Source organism: Streptomyces sp. NPDC058683, from assembly GCF_042716195.1.
Lineage (GTDB): Bacteria > Actinomycetota > Actinomycetes > Streptomycetales > Streptomycetaceae > Streptomyces.
This window is the reverse complement of the sequence record NZ_JBHXSK010000004.1, coordinates 177,595-197,657: the sequence shown is the minus strand read 5'-3', so window position 1 is coordinate 197,657 and position 20,063 is coordinate 177,595. Positions and strand designations below refer to the sequence as shown.

18 protein-coding genes are annotated in these 20,063 nt (G+C 70.2%); 9 read left to right on the top strand and 9 right to left on the bottom strand.

The genetic code is table 11. The features are described 5' to 3' along the window. Window position 1: 1 nt before the first annotated feature. On the top strand, window positions 2–1,420 hold the full coding sequence (locus tag ACFWXC_RS06330) for a dihydrolipoamide acetyltransferase family protein (protein ID WP_384473926.1): 1,419 nt from the start codon (window positions 2–4) through the stop codon (window positions 1,418–1,420). 60 nt (window positions 1,421–1,480) lie between these two features. Here ACFWXC_RS06330 and ACFWXC_RS06325 read toward each other — a convergent pair whose 3' ends face one another. Both ACFWXC_RS06325 and ACFWXC_RS06320 read right to left on the bottom strand, forming a co-directional pair. Beyond that, a complete protein-coding gene (locus ACFWXC_RS06325; protein WP_384473923.1) occupies window positions 1,481–2,416 on the bottom strand; it encodes a BRO family protein in 936 nt (311 codons plus the stop codon). Between the two features lie 177 nt (window positions 2,417–2,593). Next, window positions 2,594–3,496, bottom strand: coding sequence for a D-alanyl-D-alanine carboxypeptidase family protein (locus ACFWXC_RS06320; protein ID WP_384473920.1), 903 nt, complete (start codon window positions 3,494–3,496; stop codon window positions 2,594–2,596). A gap of 190 nt (window positions 3,497–3,686) precedes the next feature. Here ACFWXC_RS06320 and ACFWXC_RS06315 point away from each other — a divergent pair, with 190 nt between their 5' ends. Both ACFWXC_RS06315 and ACFWXC_RS06310 read left to right on the top strand, forming a co-directional pair. Then, a complete protein-coding gene (locus tag ACFWXC_RS06315) occupies window positions 3,687–4,337 on the top strand; it encodes a GntR family transcriptional regulator (protein WP_384473917.1) in 651 nt (216 codons plus the stop codon). Then, complete coding sequence (locus ACFWXC_RS06310; protein ID WP_384473914.1) at window positions 4,334–5,635, top strand: nitrate/nitrite transporter; 1,302 nt, start codon at window positions 4,334–4,336, stop codon at window positions 5,633–5,635. The genes ACFWXC_RS06315 and ACFWXC_RS06310 overlap by 4 nt, the downstream gene beginning before the upstream one ends. A gap of 38 nt (window positions 5,636–5,673) precedes the next feature. Here the strand turns inward: ACFWXC_RS06310 and ACFWXC_RS06305 are convergent, their stop codons facing one another. Together ACFWXC_RS06305 and ACFWXC_RS06300 are read right to left on the bottom strand one after the other, a co-directional pair. Beyond that, window positions 5,674–6,438, bottom strand: coding sequence for an SAM-dependent methyltransferase (locus ACFWXC_RS06305; RefSeq protein WP_384473910.1), 765 nt, complete (start codon window positions 6,436–6,438; stop codon window positions 5,674–5,676). An 86-nt stretch (window positions 6,439–6,524) separates the two neighbouring features. Continuing rightward, a complete protein-coding gene (locus ACFWXC_RS06300) occupies window positions 6,525–7,349 on the bottom strand; it encodes a maleylpyruvate isomerase family mycothiol-dependent enzyme (protein WP_384473907.1) in 825 nt (274 codons plus the stop codon). A 182-nt stretch (window positions 7,350–7,531) separates the two neighbouring features. Here ACFWXC_RS06300 and ACFWXC_RS06295 point away from each other — a divergent pair, with 182 nt between their 5' ends. Then, complete coding sequence (locus tag ACFWXC_RS06295; protein WP_384473904.1) at window positions 7,532–8,326, top strand: carbon-nitrogen family hydrolase; 795 nt, start codon at window positions 7,532–7,534, stop codon at window positions 8,324–8,326. 25 nt (window positions 8,327–8,351) lie between these two features. On the opposite strand, the gene ACFWXC_RS06290 is transcribed toward ACFWXC_RS06295, so the two are convergent. Beyond that, the gene (locus ACFWXC_RS06290) at window positions 8,352–8,846 is read right to left on the bottom strand and encodes an LURP-one-related/scramblase family protein (RefSeq protein ID WP_384473901.1); all 495 of its coding nucleotides are present in this window, start codon (window positions 8,844–8,846) and stop codon (window positions 8,352–8,354) included. Further along, a complete protein-coding gene (locus ACFWXC_RS06285) occupies window positions 8,843–9,841 on the bottom strand; it encodes a GlxA family transcriptional regulator (protein WP_384473898.1) in 999 nt (332 codons plus the stop codon). The genes ACFWXC_RS06290 and ACFWXC_RS06285 overlap by 4 nt, the downstream gene beginning before the upstream one ends. A gap of 83 nt (window positions 9,842–9,924) precedes the next feature. Here ACFWXC_RS06285 and ACFWXC_RS06280 point away from each other — a divergent pair, with 83 nt between their 5' ends. Both ACFWXC_RS06280 and ACFWXC_RS06275 read left to right on the top strand, forming a co-directional pair. Further along, on the top strand, window positions 9,925–10,317 hold the full coding sequence (locus tag ACFWXC_RS06280; RefSeq protein ID WP_384474181.1) for a cupin domain-containing protein: 393 nt from the start codon (window positions 9,925–9,927) through the stop codon (window positions 10,315–10,317). A 66-nt stretch (window positions 10,318–10,383) separates the two neighbouring features. After that, on the top strand, window positions 10,384–12,255 hold the full coding sequence (locus ACFWXC_RS06275; protein ID WP_384473895.1) for a thioredoxin-like domain-containing protein: 1,872 nt from the start codon (window positions 10,384–10,386) through the stop codon (window positions 12,253–12,255). A gap of 69 nt (window positions 12,256–12,324) precedes the next feature. On the opposite strand, the gene ACFWXC_RS06270 is transcribed toward ACFWXC_RS06275, so the two are convergent. The 3 genes from ACFWXC_RS06270 to ACFWXC_RS06260 all read right to left on the bottom strand — a co-directional run bounded on the left by ACFWXC_RS06270 (window position 12,325) and on the right by ACFWXC_RS06260 (window position 15,849). Continuing rightward, complete coding sequence (locus ACFWXC_RS06270; RefSeq protein ID WP_384473892.1) at window positions 12,325–12,570, bottom strand: DUF6458 family protein; 246 nt, start codon at window positions 12,568–12,570, stop codon at window positions 12,325–12,327. A 74-nt stretch (window positions 12,571–12,644) separates the two neighbouring features. Further along, a complete protein-coding gene (locus tag ACFWXC_RS06265; protein WP_384473889.1) occupies window positions 12,645–13,943 on the bottom strand; it encodes a M18 family aminopeptidase in 1,299 nt (432 codons plus the stop codon). Between the two features lie 79 nt (window positions 13,944–14,022). Next, window positions 14,023–15,849 carry an acyl-CoA dehydrogenase gene (locus ACFWXC_RS06260; protein WP_384473886.1) on the bottom strand — a complete coding sequence of 609 codons (1,827 nt, stop codon included), beginning with the start codon at window positions 15,847–15,849 and terminating at the stop codon, window positions 14,023–14,025. A gap of 176 nt (window positions 15,850–16,025) precedes the next feature. On the opposite strand from ACFWXC_RS06260, the gene ACFWXC_RS06255 reads away from it, so the two are divergent. The 3 genes from ACFWXC_RS06255 (at window position 16,026) to ACFWXC_RS06245 (ending at window position 19,884) form a co-directional block, all read left to right on the top strand. Further along, window positions 16,026–16,493 carry an SseB family protein gene (locus tag ACFWXC_RS06255; RefSeq protein ID WP_384473883.1) on the top strand — a complete coding sequence of 156 codons (468 nt, stop codon included), beginning with the start codon at window positions 16,026–16,028 and terminating at the stop codon, window positions 16,491–16,493. A gap of 351 nt (window positions 16,494–16,844) precedes the next feature. Beyond that, window positions 16,845–18,785, top strand: a complete 1,941-nt coding sequence (locus ACFWXC_RS06250; RefSeq protein WP_384473880.1) for a YncE family protein — start codon at window positions 16,845–16,847, stop codon at window positions 18,783–18,785. Between the two features lie 121 nt (window positions 18,786–18,906). Next, complete coding sequence (locus ACFWXC_RS06245) at window positions 18,907–19,884, top strand: pirin family protein (RefSeq protein ID WP_384473877.1); 978 nt, start codon at window positions 18,907–18,909, stop codon at window positions 19,882–19,884. Window positions 19,885–20,063: the final 179 nt, after the last annotated feature.

Genomic DNA, 20,063 nt, shown 5'->3' with positions numbered 1-20,063 from the left:
CGTGACGACGATGACGGAAGCGTCCGTACGCGAGTTCAAGATGCCGGACGTGGGCGAGGGGCTCACCGAGGCCGAGATCCTCAAGTGGTACGTCCAGCCGGGCGACACGGTCACCGACGGCCAGGTGGTGTGCGAGGTCGAGACGGCGAAGGCGGCCGTCGAACTGCCCATCCCCTACGACGGGGTGGTGCGCGAGCTGCGCTTCGCCGAGGGCACCACGGTCGACGTGGGCACGGCGATCATCGCGGTGGACGTGTCGGGCGGGACGGCCGCTCCCGCGGCGGAGCCCGCGCCGGCCGCGGAGCCGGAGGAGAAGCCGCAGGCCCGCCAGCCGGTCCTCGTCGGCTACGGCGTGGCCGCCTCCTCCACGAAGCGCCGCCCGCGCAAGGGCCCGGAGGCGACGGTCGCCGAGGCGGCGGTGCAGGCGGCGGTCCAGAAGGAACTCAACGGCCACGGCCACGCCGAGGTCGCCGCAATGCTCCCCGAGGCCCCCGCCGAGGAGCGTCCCCGCCCGCTGGCCAAGCCGCCGGTGCGCAAACTGGCGAAGGACCTGGGCGTCGACCTGGCCACGGTGACCCCGTCGGGCCCGGACGGCGTCATCACGCGCGAGGACGTCCACGCGGCGGTGGCGGCCGTACCGACGGCGGCCCCGCAGCAGGCGCCGGCCGTGCCGACGGCTCCCGCCGTTCCGGCGGCTCCCGTGGCGTCGTACGAGGGTGCGCGCGAGACCCGGGTCCCCGTCAAGGGCGTCCGCAAGGCGACGGCGGCGGCCATGGTGGGTTCGGCGTTCACGGCCCCGCATGTCACGGAGTTCGTGACGGTGGACGTGACCCGCACGATGAAGCTGGTGGAGGAGCTGAAGCAGGACAAGGACCTGCAAGGCCTCCGGGTGAACCCGCTCCTCCTCATCGCCAAGGCCCTGCTGGTCGCGATCCGGCGCAACCCGGACATCAACGCGTCCTGGGACGAGGCGAACCAGGAGATCGTGCTCAAGCACTACGTCAACCTGGGCATCGCCGCGGCCACCCCGCGGGGCCTGATCGTCCCGAACATCAAGGACGCCCACGCGAAGACGCTGCCGCAGCTGGCCGAGTCCCTCGGTGAGCTGGTGACCACGGCCCGGGACGGCAAGACCTCGCCCGGTGCCATGCAGGGCGGCACGGTGACGATCACCAACGTCGGTGTCTTCGGCATCGACACGGGGACGCCGATCCTCAACCCGGGCGAGGCGGCGATCCTGGCGGTCGGAGCGATCAAGCTCCAGCCGTGGGTCCACAAGGGCAAGGTCAAGCCCCGTCAGGTCACCACGCTGGCCCTGTCCTTCGACCACCGCCTGGTCGACGGCGAACTGGGCTCCAAGGTCCTCGCGGACATCGCGGCGGTCCTGGAACAGCCGAAGCGGTTGATTACCTGGGGCTGAGCCCGGATAGGTTGGGAGAGTGGGCGGTCGCAACTTTGTCTTGCGACCGCCCACTCCCTTTCAGAGCCGGTTCAGCACGTAGACCGGCGCCCCCTCCTCCGTCCCACCCCGCGAGTGAATGCAGGCGTGCTTGCGCAGCAGCCGGAGACACTCGTTGACGCGGTGCACCGTCAGACCGGTACGCGCGGCGATCGATTCGAGCGGCTCCCGCAGCTCACCCCGCTCGACGAGGACCGGGGCGATGACGACGGCCACCGTCCACACGTCCTCGGTCACCGACAACCGCTGCCGCCAGTCGGCGAGCACGGACTCGGTGGTCGGCAGCGCCATGGGCGGGCCGTACGGCTTACGGCGTTCGAGGACGAGTTCGTCGATCCGGTCGGCGATTCGTTCCATGGCCCGGACCATGGCCTGCTGCACGGCGAGCGTGCTCTTTTGCAACTCGATCAGTTCGCGCTGCCCGTTCACCAACTGCTCGTCCAGCTGAAGGTTGTGTGCCTCCAGCCGGACGATGGCCTCGGCGACCTGCTCCGGCATGGCGTACGCGACGGGCGCGCCCGGCTCGGTGGGCTGCACCTCGGCCTCTTCGAGAGTGTAGGAACCCTCTCGCTGGACGGTCGCGATGACTTCGGCGACCCACTCCTTGAAGGGGGCGCAGGCGGGCTTCGTGCAGCCGTTCACGAGGGCGATGAGGCCCGGGAGATCGATGAGGTTCATGTCTCGACGCCAGTCCCTACCTGCGGGAATGCTGAGACCGTAACCTCCAGTTACGCTCTCGATGGTCTCTCGATGCTCCTCCGGAACATGGTCGGCGAGAGCCTTCCGGGCGTTGGCGTAACCCAGTTCCTTGCACACATCCACCGCCGGGAACCAGTGCGCCCCGTCCGGCATGGTCAGTCGTCGTACCCGGGCTCCGGTCGCCGCGTACACGAAGTCGCTGACGTCGATCGCCTCGTGGGACTTCGCGGGCTTCGCTTGCTTGTTGGGTTCGTTCATGGGAACCACCTCCGCCGCGGAACTTAGGGCGAAGAAAATCGAATATGCCAGTCAAATACTGCGATGTTCACGATTGCGAGGGAAGGATGCGAGTTCTGCTGCGCCGGGTCGCTCGGGTATGCGAAAAGGCCCGCCGCAGATGCTGCGGCGGGCCTTCGTCGTCTGGGTGCCGGGCTGTCAGCCGAGGCGGGCGAAGCCGTAGTTGAGGAGCTTCGTGGCGTCCGTGGCGCGCTGGGTGACGGAGGACGAGGCGAGGACGGTGCCGATGACCGTCTTGCCGTTGCGGGTCGCGGCGAAGACCAGGCAGTACTTGGCCTCGGGGCCGGAGCCGGTCTTCACGCCGATGGCGCCGCTGTAGCTGCTGAGCAGCGTGTTGGTGTTGGTCCAGGCACCCATGGTGCGGGTGGAACCGGTCTTGGTGATCGTCTTCGCCGTGTACTTCTTCGTCTTGACGACCGTGCGGAACGTGGAGTTCTTCATCGCGCTGCTGGCGATCTTCGTCAGGTCGCGCGGCGTCGAGTAGTTGTTGCCGTTGCCGATGCCGTCGAAGGAATCGAAGTGCGTGTTCGTCAGGTGCAGGTTCTTCGCGGCGGTGTTCATCTTGGAGATGAAGTTGGCGACACGCTTGGCGCGGGTCGTGCCGGTGCCGTACTTGTCGGCCAGCGCGTAGGCGGCGTCGCAGCCGGAGGGCAGCATCAGCCCGTACAGCAGCTGGCGGACGGTGACCTTGTCGCCGACGATCAGGTGGGCCTGGGAGGCGTTGTTGGCGACGACGTAGTCGCTGTACACCTTCTGGATGGTGACCTTGGCGTCCAGGTTCAGGTTCGACTGCGCGAGCACGACCTTGGCGGTCATGATCTTCGTCGTCGAGCCGGTGGACAGCCGGGTGTCGGCCTTCTTCGTGTAGAGCGAGGCGGCGTTGGCGTTGTTCATGAGGTAGCCGCCCTTGGCCACAATGGTGGGCGCCGTGACAGCCTGCGCGGGCGCTGCGGTGAGGGCCCCGGTGGCGAGCAACGCGCCGGACGTGACGGCGACGGCGGCAGCTCTGCGGAAGCGGGTGCCCTTAATGCCGGTAATCAAGTGAGTTACCCCGAGTCGTGTCGAATGCCCCTGTAGTGCGGCCAAGTTGAGGCGGCAGGGAAGTGCGGGCCGCACGTGTAGGACACGTAAGTAGCACAGATGGTTGTGCGGTTGCTGGGGGAGACATAGGTCACGTCCGCATGGTGGACGGACCTCCTGCATGCGTACGTGTTGTATCTATCCTGTGGACATGAGCCTGGCCGTCAAGCAGCCCCCCGCCGCCGACCGTGTGTACTCCCACGTCAAGCAAGCCGTCCTGGACCGTCACTACGAGGGCGGCACCCTCCTCACCGAGGGCGAGCTGGCCGAGGCCGTAGGGGTGTCCCGCACCCCGGTCCGCGAGGCGCTGCTGCGCCTCGAGGTCGAGGGTCTGATCAAGCTCTACCCGAAGAAGGGCGCCATGGTGCTGCCCGTCTCCGCGCAGGAGATCGCGGACGTGGTGGAGACCCGGATGCTGGTCGAGGAGCACGCGGTGCGCAAGGCCGTACCGCCGTCGGCGCTGCTCGTGGCCCGCCTGGAGGAGCTGCTGGAGCGTCAGAAGGCCGAGGCCGCCGCCGGCGACCTGGCCGCCGCGGCCGTCACGGACCGCTGCTTCCACGCCGAGATCGTCCGCGACGGCGGCAACGAGATCCTCTCCCGCCTCTACGACCGGCTCCGCGACCGCCAGCTGCGCATGGGCGTCGCGATCATGAACGCCCATCCCGACCGGATCGCCAAGTCGCTGACCGAGCACGAGGAGATACTGGACGCGCTGCGCGCCGGGGACGCCGACCGTGCGGTCGAGCTGGTGCACCGGCACGTCGACTGGTTCGCGCACCTGGCGCGGGGTGAGGTCCGATGAGCCGCGGCAGCGTCTCGTTGCCCGGCGATCCGCCCGGCGGCCGCCGGGCCGTCGCGGTGTGGTCCATAGGCGTCTCGGTCTACTTCGTCGCCGTCATCTTCCGTACGTCCCTCGGTGTCGCCGGTCTCGACGCGGCCGACCGCTTTCACGTCAACGCCTCGGCCCTGTCGACCTTCTCCATACTCCAGCTGCTGGTCTACGCCGGCATGCAGATACCCGTCGGCCTGCTGGTCGACAGCCTCGGCACGAAGAAGGTGCTGTCCATCGGGGCGGTGCTGTTCACGGCCGGCCAGCTGGGCTTCGCGTTCTCCCCGTCGTACGGCACCGCGCTCGCCTCGCGCGCCCTGCTCGGCTGCGGCGACGCCATGACCTTCATCAGCGTGCTGCGGCTCGGCACCCGCTGGTTCCCGGTGCGGCGCGGGCCGCTCGTCGCACAGCTCGCCGGTCTGGTCGGCATGGCGGGCAACCTCGTCTCCACGCTGGTCCTGGCCCGACTGCTGCACGGCATCGGGTGGACCCCGGCGTTCGCGGGCAGCGCGCTGGCCGGTGTGGTCGTGCTGGTCCTCGTGCTGTTCTTCCTGAAGGACCACCCCGAGGGGTACGAGCCGGCGCCCTTCCCGCACCGGGGCGCGGCGTACGTACGGAAGCAGATCGCCGCGTCCTGGCGGGAGCCGGGGACCCGGCTCGGTCTGTGGGTGCACTTCACCACCCAGTTCCCGGCGATGGTGTTCCTGCTGCTGTGGGGGCTGCCGTTCCTGGTCCAGGCGCAGGGGCTATCCCGTGCCACGGCCGGTGAACTGCTGACGCTGGTCGTGCTCTCCAACATGGTGATCGGTCTGGTCTACGGCCAGATCGTCGCCCGGCATCACGCGGCGCGGCTGCCGTTGGCGCTGGGTACGGTCGGGGCGACGGCCGTCGTGTGGGCGGTGACGCTGGCGTATCCGGCCGAGCATGTGCCGATGTGGATGCTGGTGGTGTTGTGTGCGGTGCTGGGGGCGTGTGGGCCGGCCTCGATGCTCGGCTTCGACTTCGCGCGGCCGGCGAATCCGCCCGAGCGGCAGGGGACCGCGTCGGGGATCACCAATATGGGTGGTTTCGTGGCCTCGATGACGACGCTGTTCGTGGTGGGTGTGCTGTTGGATGCGACCGGCGACAACTACTCGGTGGCGTTCTCGTGTGTGTTCGTGCTCCAGGCGCTGGGGGTGAGCCAGATCCTGCGGTTGCGGGGGCGGGCGGCTCGGCGGGAGCGGGAGCGGTTGGTGGCGAGCCGGGTGGAGACGGTGCACGTGCCTGCTTGACCCTCCCTCCCGGCTCTTCCGGCCGACGACGCGGGTGCTTATGCCGTCGCCGGTACGAGGGTGAGGTAGGTCAGGCCCAGTACGCCTCGGTAGGTCAGCCAGGACGATCGGTGGGTGTCCAGGCGGGCCCGGGTCTCCGTGGCCAGGGGGTGGCCGGGGTTGGCCGCCAGCCATACCTCCTGGTCCGCCTGGTACGCCGACTCGAACTCCTCCCACTCCGCCGGGCTCGCCGTCTCCGTCCACTCCGGGCGGAAGCCCGCCGCCACCGCCAGGTCGACCAGGGTCGCCAGGTCGTGGTGGTCGGCGGTCGAGGCACCCGGCCACATCCCGGAGAGCTCCGCCTCGGTCGGGGTGCGCTGCCAGAAGCCCTCGCCGAGCAGGACCCGCCCGCCGTCGGTCACCAGCCGCCGCAGCTCCCGCAGGGCCGTCACCAGGTCGTCGTCCAGCGCCTGGCTCGCCCCGAGGCACAGCACCACGTCGGCCGGCCCGCGACCGGTGCCCACCGCCGACTCCTCGGCGAACTCCACCCGGTCGGCCAGTCCGCGCGCCTCGGCGGCCCGCTGCCCCCGCGCCAGGTCCCCGGCGTGCACGTCCAGTCCCACGCCGTGGGCGTGGGGTACGGCGTCCAGCAGGCGGAGCATCAGTTCGCCCCAGCCGCAGCCGATGTCCAGCACGGTGGTGGGCCGCGTGGCGGCCAGCCGCCGCACCATCGTGGTCGCGCGGGCCTCGGAGAGCGGGCCGTGGAAGGTGAGCCGGGTCAGTCGGGGCGGGAGGTCGTCGTGCGCTGTGGTGGCAGTGGTCATGCCGGGCAAGGTAGATGTCGACGGGCGCCGCGGCCCACCGAATTACCGGCGCCTGCCCCCGTGTCCTCCCGTGGGACCGTGAACCGCTACTGCGTGACCGCGAAGTTCCGCAGGATCGCCGCCGTCAGTTCCGGGTCGCCCTCCGCCTTCACCCGGTCCGCGGCCGCGTCCGGGGTGATGCGGCCGCAGGCCAGGCGGACGTAGGTCTCCCAGTCGAGGGTGAAGATGGCGGCGGGGCCGAGCGCGGGGGTGGTCTCCAGGGTGCCGCGGCCCTGGATGTCGATGCGGATGGTGCGCAGGAACTCCACCGGCCCGTGCACATCGAAGATGACGGACGAACTGCGCGGGGCCTCCGCTTCGTTGGCGACCACCCGGGGCAGCTCGCCGAGGAGCACGTCCCGGGTGACCTGCGCACCCGGCGAGTCGAGGTTGCCCGGCCGCCCCAGGGCCGCCCGCAGGTCCTGCTCGTGCACCCACACGTCGAACGCGCGGTTGCGCATGGCCTCTTCGAGGGTGATCTCCTTGCCCATCGGCCCGCGCACGGCGTGCCCCGGCTCCCGCGACTCGTTGCGCAGTTGCCGGTTGCGGCGGATGACCGTGTACTCCAGCTCGGAGGTCATCTCGGGCGCCGTGTGGTGGCGGCGGGCGTCGACCTGCATCTCCATGTAGCGCTGGTGCTCGTTGGTGATGTGGAAGAGGTCGCGCGGGAGGGTGTGGATCGGGCGCGGGTCACCGAGCATCTCGGTGTCCATGCCGATGACATGGGAGACCACGTCCCGCACCGACCAGCCCGGGCAGGGCGTCCGCCGGTTCCACTCGCCCTCGGCAAGGGGCGTCACCAGCTCGGATATCGCGTCGATGGAGTGGGTCCAGGCGTCGGCGTAGGGCTGGAGAGTGGGATGCAGACTCACGGAACGGGACCCCTCGGCGGTCGGTACTCGGGCAGGTTGTGGCGGCGCTGCCAGTGGGCGGTAGCTGCTGTCGGCGGGTGTCTTGAGACGTTAAGTTACGCTGCTGTGGGGCACCCCGGCAGTGCTTTCGTGTGACGATCGTAGGCCCGTGTGGACGGCTCGAATGCCAGGACGGTGGTAGTGTGCGCGCCTCGCTCATCCAGATCGACGTAAACGAGGGCGAATCGGTCGAATCTCGCCGGCAACGCGTGACCGCACTGGTGCGCGAGCAGACGGACGCCGATCTCGTCGTACTGCCCGAGCTGTGGACGACCGGTGCGTTCGCCTACGAGGAGTTCGCCGCCGAGGCCGAGCCGCTCGAAGGCCCGACGTACGAGGCGATGGCGAAGGCGGCGAGCGACGCGGGCGTCTGGCTGCACGCCGGCTCCATCCCCGAGCGTGACCCCGAGGGCCCCCTCTACAACACGGCTCTCATCTTCTCCCCCTCCGGTGAGCTGGCCGCGGCCTATCGCAAGATCCACCGCTTCGGCTTCGACAAGGGCGAGGCGGTGCTGATGGGCGCCGGCCAGGAACTGGTGACCGTCCGGCTCCCGGAGACCACGCTGGGCGTGGCCACCTGCTACGACCTCCGCTTCCCCGAACTCTTCCGCGCACTCGTCGACGCCGGTGCCGAGACGATGGTCGTCTCGGCGGGCTGGCCCGAGCGGCGGCGCGCGCACTGGACGCTGCTGGCCCAGGCGCGGGCGGTCGAGAACCAGGCGTTCGTGCTCGCGTGTGGAACGGCCGGGACGCATGCCGGAGTTCCGCAGGCGGGTCACTCGATCGTGGTCGATCCCTGGGGCGAGGTGCTGGCCGAGGCGGGCGCCGGCGAGGAGATCCTCACCGTCGACCTCGACCCGGCCAAGGTCGCCGCCACCCGCGAACAGTTCCCGGCGCTCAAGGACCGCCTGCTGGGCCTGGAACCCCCTCGCCGCTAGCGTCCGCCGGTCTTCCATCGGCCGGTCAGTCGTCCTCGCGCTCCTTGTCGGCGAGGTGGATCACACACACCGCCACCGCGATCAGCAGCGCCGGGTCCGCGTCGTCCCGTACGACGTCGACACCGTAGGTCTCCCGGACGTGCAGCCAGCGCCGGGAGACCACGGCCAGCAGCTCACCGTCGTACTCCACGGCGAACTCGCGGTCGAGGATCTTGCCGCTGACGTCCAGTTCGGTGCCGTCGACCAGGTGCACGCGGTAGTGGTTGCGCAGCAGCGAGAGCCGCTTGCGCCTGATGGTGGCCAGGGGTTCGCCGTCGCGTTCGATCACCATGGTGTCGCGCAGGGCGAACATCTTCTGGCGGATGTCGACGAGCACGCGCCCGTGCCGGTCCTTCAGCTCGAACGTGTCGCGCACCCGCATGGCCTTGCCGTCGACGAGGAAGACCTTGTCGCCGTGCTCGTCCTCGATCCAGTAGTCCTCGCCGAAGCCGAGGAGCCGGTCGCGTACCAGGAATCTCATGTCTGTACCCCTTCCCGGCCCACCGGCCCGAAACGCCGCCGGTAGTCCGACGGGCTGAGCCCCGTCTCGCGCCGCAGCCGTGCGCGCAGGTTGGCCGCGGTGCCCAGGCCGCTGCGCGAGGCCACCACCTCCAGGCGCTCCTCCCCGCGCTCGATCAACCGGCAGGCGAGCGCCACCCGCTCGCCGGTCAGCCAGGCCAGCGGGGTGGTGCCCAGCTGGGCGCGGAACCGGCGGTGCAGGGTGGCCGGGGAGAGGGCCGCCCGCGCGGCCAGGTCCGCCACGGTCAGCGGTTCGCCCAGCCGCTCCTGCGCCCAGGCCAGCAGCGGGCCGAGCGACTCGTCCGGCACCTCGGGCACCGGCCGCTCCACGAACTGCCGCTGCCCGCCGTCCCGGTGCGAGGCGAACACCAGCCGCCGGGAGACCGCGTTGGCGATCTCGGCGCCGTGGTCCTGCCGCCAGATGTGCAGCCCCAGGTCGAGCGCGGCCGCGCTGCCGGAGGCGGTGAGCAGGTCGCCGTCGTCGACGAAGAGCACGTCCGGACGGAGCAGCACCCGGGGATGCAGCTGCCGGAAGGCGTCCGCCCAGCGCCAGTGCGTGCTGGCCGGCCGCCCGTCCAGCAGCCCGGCCTCGGCGAGCGCGAAGGTCCCGGTGCAGAAACTCACCACCCGCGTCCCGCGCGCGTGCGCGCGCCGGATCGCGTCGAGGACGTCCGCACCGCGCGGTACGACATTGTCCGGGCGCCCCGGCACGACGAGGGTGTCCGCCGTGTCCACCGCCGCCAGCCCGGCCACCCCGCTCAAGGTGAAGAAGCCGTGGTTCATGCGCACCTCACGGGTGGGCGCGCACAGCGTCACCTCGTACGGCGGCACGGACAGCCCCAGCTCCGGCCGCGGCAGCCCGAACAGTTCGGTGGCGACACCGACCTCGAACGGGTTGGTGCCCTCGTCCACGATCACGGCCACCCGGTGCGTCGACTGCGAGGATCCTTGCGCCATGTGCGATTTCTAGCACTCACCCGGCCACCGGGCGAGCGCCCAGGATGAACGCCATGAACGCCATGAACGCCACGAGCAGCGCCATGAACAGCGAACCCGTCTCCCTCGCCCACGCCCTCGGCTCCTTCGAGGACCTGTGGAGCCCCCGGATCGTCACCGCCGTCAACGACTACGACGTCCGCGTCGCCAAGGTCGAGGGCGAGCACCTCTGGCACGTCCACGACCACACCGACGAGTTCTTCCTGGTTCTGGAGGGCGAGCTGCACATCGCCCTGCGGGAGCCGGCCGGCGAGCGCACGGTCGTGCTGCCCAGGGGCTCGGTCTTCACCGTCCCCCGCGGCACCGAGCACAAGCCGGCCGCCCCGGCCGGAGCCTCGATCCTCCTCTTCGAACCGACCGGCACCTCCACGGTCGGCGACCGGCACGACGAGATCCCGTCCCACGTGGACGCGACAACGGGCCACACCCTGGCCTGACCAGGGCAGACGTGAGTTATCCACAGGGGTGAACGGGCTCCCGCCGACAAGTGGCACCCTTGGTCCATGAGCGACACATCCCCGGCCCCCACCCCGCGCCGTGCCCGCGTCCGTGCCCCCGAGCTGATCGGCAAGGGCGGCTGGCTGAACACCGGCGACAAGCAGTACACCCTCACGGACCTGCGCGGACGCATCGTCATCCTGGACTTCTGGACGTTCTGCTGCATCAACTGCCTGCATGTCCTGGACGAGCTGCGGGAGCTGGAGGAGCGGCACCGGGACACGGTGGTGATCATCGGGGTGCACTCGCCGAAGTTCGTGCACGAGGCGGAGCACCAGGCGGTCGTCGACGCCGTGGAGCGGTACGGCGTGGAGCACCCGGTGCTCGACGACCCGGAGCTCGCCACCTGGAAGCAGTACGCGGTGCGGGCCTGGCCGACGCTGGTCGTGATCGACCCCGAGGGGTATGTCGTCGCCCAGCACGCCGGCGAGGGCCACGCGCACGCGATCGCGCGGCTGGTCGAGGAGCTGGAGGCGGAGCACGAGGCGAAGGGCACCCTGCGGCGCGGCGACGGCCCGTACGTGCCGCCGGAGCCCGAGCCGACCGCTCTGCGCTTCCCCGGCAAGGCGCTGCTGCTGCCCTCCGGGAACTTCCTGGTCAGCGACACCACCCGGCACCAGCTGGTGGAGCTGGCCGAGGACGCGGAGACGGTCGTACGGCGGATCGGCTCCGGCACGCGCGGCTTCGCCGACGGTCCGGCGGCCGAGGCCGCCTTCAGCGAACCGCAGGGCCTGGCGCTCCTCGACGACGGCTCGGTGGTCGTCGCGGACACCGTCAACCACGCCCTGCGCCGCCTCGACCCGGCCACCGGCGAGGTGACCACGCTCGCCGGCACCGGCCGCCAGTGGTGGCAGGGCTCCCCGACCTCGGGCCCGGCCCGCGAGATCGACCTGTCCTCCCCCTGGGACGTGGCGGTCTTCGGCGGCAAGGTGTGGATCGCCATGGCGGGCGTGCACCAGCTGTGGGCGTACGACCCGGAGAGCCGGACGGTCGCGGTCGCCGCCGGCACCACCAACGAGGGGCTCGTGGACGGGCCGGCGGCCGAGGCCTGGTTCGCGCAGCCGTCCGGTCTCGCCGCCACCGCCGACCGGCTCTGGCTCGCCGACTCCGAGACCAGCGCCCTGCGCTGGGTCGACCTGGACGGCCAGGTCCACACCGCCGTGGGTACCGGCCTCTTCGACTTCGGCCACCGGGACGGGGCGGCCGGACAGGCGCTGCTCCAGCACCCGCTGGGCGTGACGGCGCTCCCCGACGGCTCGGTCGCGGTGTCCGACACCTACAACCACGCGTTGCGCCGCTACGACCCCGCGACCGGCGAGGTCACCACGCTGGCGACGGATCTGAGAGAGCCGAGCGACGCGGTGCTGGCCGGCGACGACATCGTGGTGGTCGAGTCGGCCCGCCACCGCCTGACCCGGCTGCGGCTGCCCGAGGAGGCGGTCCGGGTGGAGTCCGTCGCCCACCGCACCCAGCGGGCGGCGACCGAGGTGGCCCCCGGCCGCCTCCGGCTGGACGTGATCTTCCAGGCCCCGGCGGGCCAGAAGCTGGACACGCGCTACGGCCCGTCGACGCGGCTCCTGGTGTCCTCGACCCCGCCGGAGCTGCTGCTCAAGGGCGAGGGCGCGGACACCGACCTGGCCAGGGAGCTGGACCTGAACCCGGCCGTGCCGGAAGGCGTCCTGCACATCTCGGCGATGGCCGCGTCCTGCGACGACGACCCGGCCAACGAGTACCCGGCCTGCCATGTCCACCAGCAGGACTGGGGAGTCCCGGTCCGCCTCGCGGAGGGAGGAGCGAACCGGCTGCCGCTGGTCCTGGCCGGAATGGACCAGGAGGCCCAGGAAGCCCAGGAGGCCCAGGAGGCCCAGGAGGCCTAGGCGGCCCAGGGGGCAACCCTCTGAGGTTCGCGGTTGCCGGTGACGCCGTTGTGGGTGCGGCCGTGTCCGTCACACGCCGTACCCGTCGCCGTATCCGTCGCGGTGGTGGCGCCGGTCGTCCTCGACCACGGCCGTCGGCGGTACGACCACCCGCCGACGGCGGGCGATGCTGCTGAACGTGGCGACGCCGATGATGCCGACGGCCATCAGGATCAGGCCGACGACATCGAGATTGACGCCCTGCATGTGCCAGTCGGTCGCGAACGTGAGGATGGCCCCCACGGCGATGAGGATGATGCACCCGCCGAGCCCCATGAGCGTTGCCTCCCCTTCAGGTTCGGTCGTTCCGGTCCACACCGGGTACCCAGGGGCGGGCGGGGCATGTGCAACTAGCCCTCCAGGAAAGCCGTCAGCGCGTTCGCGAGGAGGAACGGGTCGTCGGCGCCGCACAGTTCGCGGGCGCTGTGCATGGAGAGGATCGCCGCGCCGATGTCGACGGTCTGGATGCCGTGGCGGGCCGCGGTGATCGGCCCGATCGTGGTGCCGCAGGGCATGGAGTTGTTGGAGACGAAGGTCTGGAAGGGGACCCCGGCCCGGTCGCAGGCGGCGGCGAAGATCGCGCGGCCCGAACCGTCCGTCGCGTAGCGGTTGTTGACGTTGACCTTGAGGATCGGGCCGCCGTTGACGCGGGGGTGGTGCGTCGGGTCGTGGCGCTCCGCATAGTTGGGGTGCACGGCGTGGCCGGTGTCGGAGGAGAGACAGACGGTGGCCGCGAAGGCCCTCGCCCGGTCCTCGTACGACCCGCCGCGCGCCAGCACCGAGCGCTCCAGCACGCTGCCGAGCAGCGGGCCGTCCGCGCCGGTGTCGGACTGGGAGCCGGTCTCCTCGTGGTCGAAGGCGGCGAGCACCGGGATGCAGGGGAGTTCCGCGCCGCCCGTCGCCACGGCCGCGAGGGCCGCCGTGCCGGCGTGCACGGACAGCAGGTTGTCCATCCGGGGGCCGGCCATCAGCTCCTGGTCGCGGCCCAGGTAGGCCGGCGGTTCCACGGCGTAGGTCATCAGGTCCCAGCCGGTCACCGAGCCGGCCGGCAGGCCCGACTCCTGCTCCAGGAAGGCGATCAGGTCGCCGTCGCGGATGTCGTCGCCGAGGCCCCAGATCGGTTGCAGATGGCGCTGCTTGTCCAGCTTGAGCCCGTCGCTGCTCACCGCACGGTCCAGGTGGATGGCGAGCTGGGGCACCCGCAGCAGCGGCCGGTTCACGTCGACGAGGCGGGTGGAGCCGTCGCGCAGGCTTAGCCGGCCGGCCAGGCCCAGGTCCCGGTCGAGCCAGGAGTTCATGAGCGGTCCGCCGTAGATCTCCACGGCGACCTGGCGGAAGCGGTGCGCCCCGGTGTCCGGGCGGGGCTTGACCCGCAGGTTCGGGGAGTCGGTGTGCGCGCCGACGATCCGGAACGGGGTGTGGGGTGCGGCGCCCTCCGGGACGTACCAGGCGATGATCGCGCCGCCGCGCAGCACGTACTTGCCGCCCGCCGTCCCGTCCCAGACGTCCGTCTCGGCGACCTGCCGGAAACCGGCCTTCTCCAGCCGCTCGCCGGCGTTCGCCACGGCGTGGTACGGCGTGGGGCCCGCCGCGAGGAAGGACATCAGGTCATCGGTGTGGCCGCGATCGAAGCGGGCTGGTTCGCTCATGTTCCTCACCTTAACGACGTACGGTGGCCCGCTCCCCGGCGAGGGAGCGGGCCACCGTGGGTGGATCAGGTCGGCCGGATCAGAAAGCGGCCTCGTCCAGCTCCATCAGGTCGAGGTCGACGTCGGCCGCGATCTTGCGGGCCAGGGTGACGCCCGGCAGCACGTTGGCCGCGAAGAACTTCGCCGCCGCGATCTTGCCGGTGTAGAACGCCTTGTCCTTGTTGGACGCCGTCTCCAGCTTCTCGGCGGCGATCGCGGCGCCCTTGAGCAGCAGGTAGCCGACGATCACGTCGCCGGAGGCGAGCAGCAGGCGGGTGGTGTTCAGGCCCACCTTGTAGATGTTCTTGACGTCCTGCTCGGTGGCCGCGAGGTCGGTCAGCATCAGGCCGACGATCGCCTCCAGCTCCACGGCGGCCTTGGCGAGGTGCTCGCGGGCGCCCGCCAGCTGCTCGCCGCCGGTGCCGAGGGCCAGGAACTTCTTGATGTCCTCGGCGAGGGAGTTCAGCGCCGCGCCCTGGTTGCGGACGATCTTCCGGAAGAAGAAGTCCTGGCCCTGGATCGCGGTGGTGCCCTCGTACAGGGTGTCGATCTTGGCGTCGCGGATGTACTGCTCGATCGGGTACTCCTGAAGGAACCCGGAGCCGCCGAAGGTCTGCAGCGACTGGGCGAGCTGCTCGTAGCCCTTCTCGGAGCCGTAGCCCTTGACGATCGGCAGGAGCAGGTCGTTGAGCGCGTGCTCGGTCTTCGGGTCCTCGCCGTTCGCCTCCTTGACCGCGATCGCGTCCTGGATCGAGGCGGTGTAGAGGACCAGGGCGCGCATGCCCTCGGCGTACGCCTTCTGCGTGATCAGGGAGCGGCGGACGTCGGGGTGGTGGGTGACGGTGACCTTGGGCGCGGACTTGTCCATGAAGTTCGCGAGGTCGGGACCCTGGACGCGCTCCTTGGCGTACTCAAGGGCGTTGAGGTAGCCCGTGGACAGCGTGGAGATCGCCTTCGTGCCGACCATCATCCGGGCGAACTCGATGATCCGGAACATCTGGCGGATGCCCTCGTGCTTGTCGCCGATCAGCCAGCCCTTGGCCGGGTGGCGGTCGCCGAAGGTCATCTCGCAGGTGTTGGAGGCCTTGAGGCCCATCTTGTGCTCGACGTTCGTGGCGTAGACGCCGTTGCGCTCGCCCAGCTCGCCGGTCTCGAAGTCGAAGAGGTACTTCGGCACGAGGAAGAGCGACAGCCCCTTCGTCCCCGGGCCGGCACCCTCGGGCCGGGCCAGCACGTAGTGGAGGATGTTCTCCTCCATGTCGTGCTCACCGGAGGTGATGAAGCGCTTCACGCCCTCGATGTGCCAGGAGCCGTCCTCCTGCTGCACGGCCTTGGTGCGGCCGGCGCCGACGTCCGAGCCGGCGTCGGGCTCGGTGAGCACCATGGTCGAACCCCAGGTCCGGTCCACGGCGATCTGCGCCCACTTCTTCTGCTCCTCGGTGCCCTCCTCGAAGAGGATGCGGGCGAACGCCGGGCCGGAGGAGTACATCCACACGGCCGGGTTGGCGCCGAGGATCAGCTCCGCGTACGACCAGATCAGCGACGGGGGAGCGGTGGTGCCGCCGATCTCCTCGGGCAGGCCGAGCCGCCAGTACTCGGAGTCCATGAAGGCCTTGTAGCTCTTCTTGAAGGAGGCCGGGACCGGCGCGGTGTTGGTCTCCGGGTCGAAGACCGGCGGGTTGCGGTCGGCGTCGGCGAAGGACTCGGCCAGCTCGTTCTCGGCGAGCCGGGTCAGCTCCTCCAGGACGCTCTTCGCGGTGTCGGTGTCCATCTCGGCGAACGGACCGGTGCCGTACAGCTTGTCGCGACCGAGCACTTCGAACAGGTTGAATTCGATGTCGCGGAGATTGGACTTGTAGTGCCCCATGGTGACGGCTCCGTATCCGGATCGGCGAGGCACTGAATCCTCGCGCAAGCTTTCACATACCAACGAGTAGCTCCGATGATGCTACCCGTCGGTAATAAGACGCAACCCCCATCGGGTGAAGTGTGAGAAGGGTCTACCTTCTCGCGGAGGCCGCGTGTCTCGGTAGGCTTGCGCTCATGTACGGCTACGACCAGAACGCCGGTGCTCAGCAGTACGCCCAGCCGCAGCAGCAGATGCCCGGCGCGGGCGGGTACGGCCAGCAGCCCCCGCTCTACCCCGAGCCGTCCCCGCCCTCGCTCGCGGACGCGGTGCGGGCCTTCACCACGGGCCAGCTGACCGCCGAGGACTTCCAGCAGGTCTTCGCCACGTCCAAGGTGTACTGCCCGCGCGGTGACAACCCCGGGTTCCTCGCCCTGCACAACACCCAGCAGCCGGTGATCCCGATGTTCACCTCGCTGAAGGAGCTGCGCCGGTACGCGGGCAAGGAGTCCAAGTACTTCGTGATCACGGGCGCGGAGGTCATCGACCTGCTGCCGACCGGCTACGGCTTCGTCCTCGACATGGAGGGCGAGCACCGGATGGTCTTCGACGCGAAGGCGGTCGAACAGATGGTGGACTTCGCGATGCGGCGGATGTACGGCTAGACGCCCTCCTCGGTCAGACGCCTCCCTCGGTCAGACGCCTCCCTCGGTCAGACGCCTCCCTCGGTCAGACGCCTCCCTCGGTCAGACGCCTCCCTCGGTCAGACGCCCTCCTCGGTCAGACGCGTTCCGCGGTCAGACGCATCCCGCGGCGGGCCGCTGTTTTCGGATCCCCCGGAACCCCGGGATCCCCTGGGGAAACCCGCTCCCCCTTTGTCACAGCCATGCCATAGGCTGCCCCAGGCAGCCGCGCCCCACGCGCAACCGCTCTTCAGCGGTCGTGTCGGGTGTCGCGCGGCGCTCTCATCCACCCGGCGAACCCGGGTTTCCACTGGGGGTTTCATCACTGTGCGCATGCGCAGCACTTCGGCCGCGACGGCGCTCGCGGTCCTCTTCAGCTCGGCGGCACTGAGCGTCGTGGCGGCGGGGACCGCCTCGGCAGAGTCGGCCGTCCTCGGCACGCCGGTCGGTCTCGTCGCCGACAGCGCCGTGAAGCGTGTCTTCGTCGCCGACGAGGCCAACGGCCGGATCCTGGCCACCGACTACAACGGCACCCTCGTCGACCTGAACGTCGGCTTCGGTGACGTCAGCGACCTGGCGGTGTCGGACGACGGCGCCACCCTGTACGCGGCCCAGGCCTCCGGTCACGCGATCCTGGCGCTGGACGCGGCCACCCTGGAGGTCAAGGCCACCTACGACATCGGCGCCGGCGCCACCCCGCGCGAGGTCGCCTTCACCGGCGGCCGGCTCTGGTTCTCGTACCGGACCGACGACGCGGACGGGTTCCACGGCAACCTGGGCTCGGTGGACCCGGCGGCCACGGATCCGGCCGCCGCGGTGACCCTGGGGCAGCTGCCGGAGACGGTCGCCCCCTACTACAACTCGGGTCTTCTCGGCGCGAACCCGGCCGTCCCCGGCCTGCTGACCTACGCCGACAGCGGGGACTCTCCGGGCGCGCTCAACCTCCTCGACGTCTCCGGCGCCACCCCGCAGCTGGTCGCCAAGACGGACGGCGGACGCTACTCCAGCGACGTCGACCTCCTGCCCGGCACCTCCCAGGTGCTGTGGAACGGCGATCGGAAGCTGACCTACGCCGACGGCACCTTCACGGAGGGCTCGAGCCTCACCGAGACCGGCTGGTTCGGCGACGTCTCGCCGAGCGGCCTGATCGCCCAGGTCTACGACCGCCACGTGAACGTCTACAAGGCGGGCTCGGCCACGCCGGTGCGCCGGTTCGACGCCGGGAACTCCAGCATGGGCGCGGTCGCCTGGGCTCCCGACTCCTCCCGGGTGTTCGCCCTGGCCGGCAACTACGACAACACGTACACCCTGAAGGCGTTCTCGGGCCCGACGCTCAGCGTCCCGGCCCTCACCGTCAACGCGCCGGCGTCCGCGGCCCGGGCCAAGAAGCTCACCGTCACCGGAAAGATCACCGCGACCGTCGCCCTTCCGGCCGGCTCGCGGCTCGCGGTCACCCGCACCGACCTGGAGTCCCCGAACGGCAAGGCGCTCGCCTCCGCCACGGTCAAGGCGGACGGCACGTACTCCTTCTCGGACACCCCGCCGGCCGGCGGCACGGTCACGTACAAGGTGAGCTTCGCGGGCGACGCCGAGCACACCGCGGTCTCCGCCTCCGACAAGGTCGCGGTCTCCCGTGCGGCGGCGAGCCTGAGCCTGAACAACAACGGCAAGCTGTACAACTACGGCGCCGACGTGAAGTTCACCGCGCACCTGGGGACGACGTACAAGAACCGTTCGGTCAAGATCTACGCGGACCCCTTCGGCGGTGACAAGGGCAAGAAGCTGATCAAGACCGGCAAGGTGGACTCCCACGGGAACATCGCCGGCTGGGTGGACATGACCCGGGACACGGCCGTCTCCGCGGTCTTCGACGGCGACGCCCGTTACGCGCCGAAGACGGTGAAGGCCACGGCGTACGCGCGGGTCAAGATCTCCACCGCCGTCTCCAAGCACTACAAGACGGCGAAGATCGGTTCGACGTCGTACTACTGGTTCCACAAGAACACCGACCCGGTGTTCACCACGACCATGACCTACTACCCGGGCCGCGAGCACCGCATGGACCTGGAGGTCTACTACCAGGGGAAGTGGTACGCGGGGGACTCCGAGTACTTCGCGCTCGGCACGAGCGGCAAGTCGGCCGTGCGGCTCGGCGCTCCCGGCGAGTCCGGCATCCGGGCGCGGCTGCGTTCGGTGTACGTCAACGGCTCGTCCGGCGACACCGTGAACTCCACGACGTACGGCGGCTGGAAGTACATCTACTTCAGCAACTGATCCACTGATCCACTGATCGGCGGATGACCGGGCCCGGAGGGAATGTCCTCCGGGCCCGTTCCGTTAGGGGTAGCAGAAAGTTCAACGCTCAACTAAACTGGGCGTACAAGGAGGAGCCAACATGCCTGCAGTGACCGTCGAGAACCCGCTGACCCTTCCCCGGGTGGCCGCACCGGCCGACGCCGTGGCCCGTCCCGTGCTCACCGTCACGACCGCGCCGAGCGGTTTCGAGGGCGAGGGCTTCCCGGTACGCCGGGCGTTCGCGGGGATCAACTACCGCCACCTCGACCCGTTCATCATGATGGACCAGATGGGTGAGGTGGAGTACGCGCCGGGCGAGCCCAAGGGCACGCCGTGGCACCCGCACCGTGGCTTCGAGACCGTCACCTACATCATCGACGGCATCTTCGACCACCAGGACAGCAACGGCGGCGGCGGCACCATCACCAACGGTGACACCCAGTGGATGACGGCCGGTGCCGGCCTGCTCCACATCGAGGCGCCGCCGGAGTCCCTGGTCATGTCCGGAGGCCTCTTCCACGGCCTCCAGCTGTGGGTGAACCTCCCGGCCAAGGACAAGATGATGGCGCCGCGCTACCAGGACATCCGCGGTGGCAACGTGCAGCTGCTGACCACCCCCGACGGCGGTGCGCTGCTGCGTGTCATCGCCGGTGAGCTGGACGGTCACGCCGGTCCCGGCGTCACGCACACCCCGATCACCATGATCCACGCGACGCTGGCCCCCGGCGCCGAGCTCACCCTCCCCTGGCGCGAGGACTTCAACGGGCTGGCGTACGTGATGGCGGGCAAGGGTGCGGTGGGCGCGGAGCGCCGGCCGATCCACCTGGGCCAGACGGCCGTCTTCGGCGCGGGCTCCTCGCTGACCGTCCGCGCGGACGAGAAGCAGGACTCGCACACCCCGGACCTGGAGGTCGTCCTCCTCGGCGGGCAGCCGATCCGGGAGCCGATGGCCCACTACGGCCCGTTCGTCATGAACACCAAGGACGAGCTGATGCAGGCCTTCGAGGACTTCCAGAAGGGCCGCCTGGGCACGATCCCCGCGGTCCACGGAATGACGGAGACGGGCCCGGAGGCGTAACAGCCCCACGACTCCGAGAGGCCCGACGTAACCCCTACGCCGGGCCTCCCACCATTCCCTGACCAGCCGAGCCGAGCCGAGCCGAGCCGAGCCCGACCCCTCTCCCTCGCTTCCTGAGTAGCCGAGTCGGTTCCGGCGTCTTGACTTCGCTTCCTGGTCAGCCGAGTCGATCTCGGCCT

Coding starts and splice junctions, on each gene's coding strand:
- ACFWXC_RS06275 (WP_384473895.1), top strand. CDS start 10,384: ATGAGCGACACATCCCCGGCCCCCACCCCGCGCCGTGCCCGCGTCCGT.
- ACFWXC_RS06260 (WP_384473886.1), bottom strand. CDS start 15,849: ATGGGGCACTACAAGTCCAATCTCCGCGACATCGAATTCAACCTGTTC.
- ACFWXC_RS06325 (WP_384473923.1), bottom strand. CDS start 2,416: ATGAACGAACCCAACAAGCAAGCGAAGCCCGCGAAGTCCCACGAGGCG.
- ACFWXC_RS06310 (WP_384473914.1), top strand. CDS start 4,334: ATGAGCCGCGGCAGCGTCTCGTTGCCCGGCGATCCGCCCGGCGGCCGC.
- ACFWXC_RS06270 (WP_384473892.1), bottom strand. CDS start 12,570: ATGGGGCTCGGCGGGTGCATCATCCTCATCGCCGTGGGGGCCATCCTC.
- ACFWXC_RS06250 (WP_384473880.1), top strand. CDS start 16,845: ATGCGCAGCACTTCGGCCGCGACGGCGCTCGCGGTCCTCTTCAGCTCG.
- ACFWXC_RS06255 (WP_384473883.1), top strand. CDS start 16,026: ATGTACGGCTACGACCAGAACGCCGGTGCTCAGCAGTACGCCCAGCCG.
- ACFWXC_RS06245 (WP_384473877.1), top strand. CDS start 18,907: ATGCCTGCAGTGACCGTCGAGAACCCGCTGACCCTTCCCCGGGTGGCC.
- ACFWXC_RS06305 (WP_384473910.1), bottom strand. CDS start 6,438: ATGACCACTGCCACCACAGCGCACGACGACCTCCCGCCCCGACTGACC.
- ACFWXC_RS06285 (WP_384473898.1), bottom strand. CDS start 9,841: ATGGCGCAAGGATCCTCGCAGTCGACGCACCGGGTGGCCGTGATCGTG.
- ACFWXC_RS06315 (WP_384473917.1), top strand. CDS start 3,687: ATGAGCCTGGCCGTCAAGCAGCCCCCCGCCGCCGACCGTGTGTACTCC.
- ACFWXC_RS06290 (WP_384473901.1), bottom strand. CDS start 8,846: ATGAGATTCCTGGTACGCGACCGGCTCCTCGGCTTCGGCGAGGACTAC.
- ACFWXC_RS06265 (WP_384473889.1), bottom strand. CDS start 13,943: ATGAGCGAACCAGCCCGCTTCGATCGCGGCCACACCGATGACCTGATG.
- ACFWXC_RS06280 (WP_384474181.1), top strand. CDS start 9,925: ATGAACAGCGAACCCGTCTCCCTCGCCCACGCCCTCGGCTCCTTCGAG.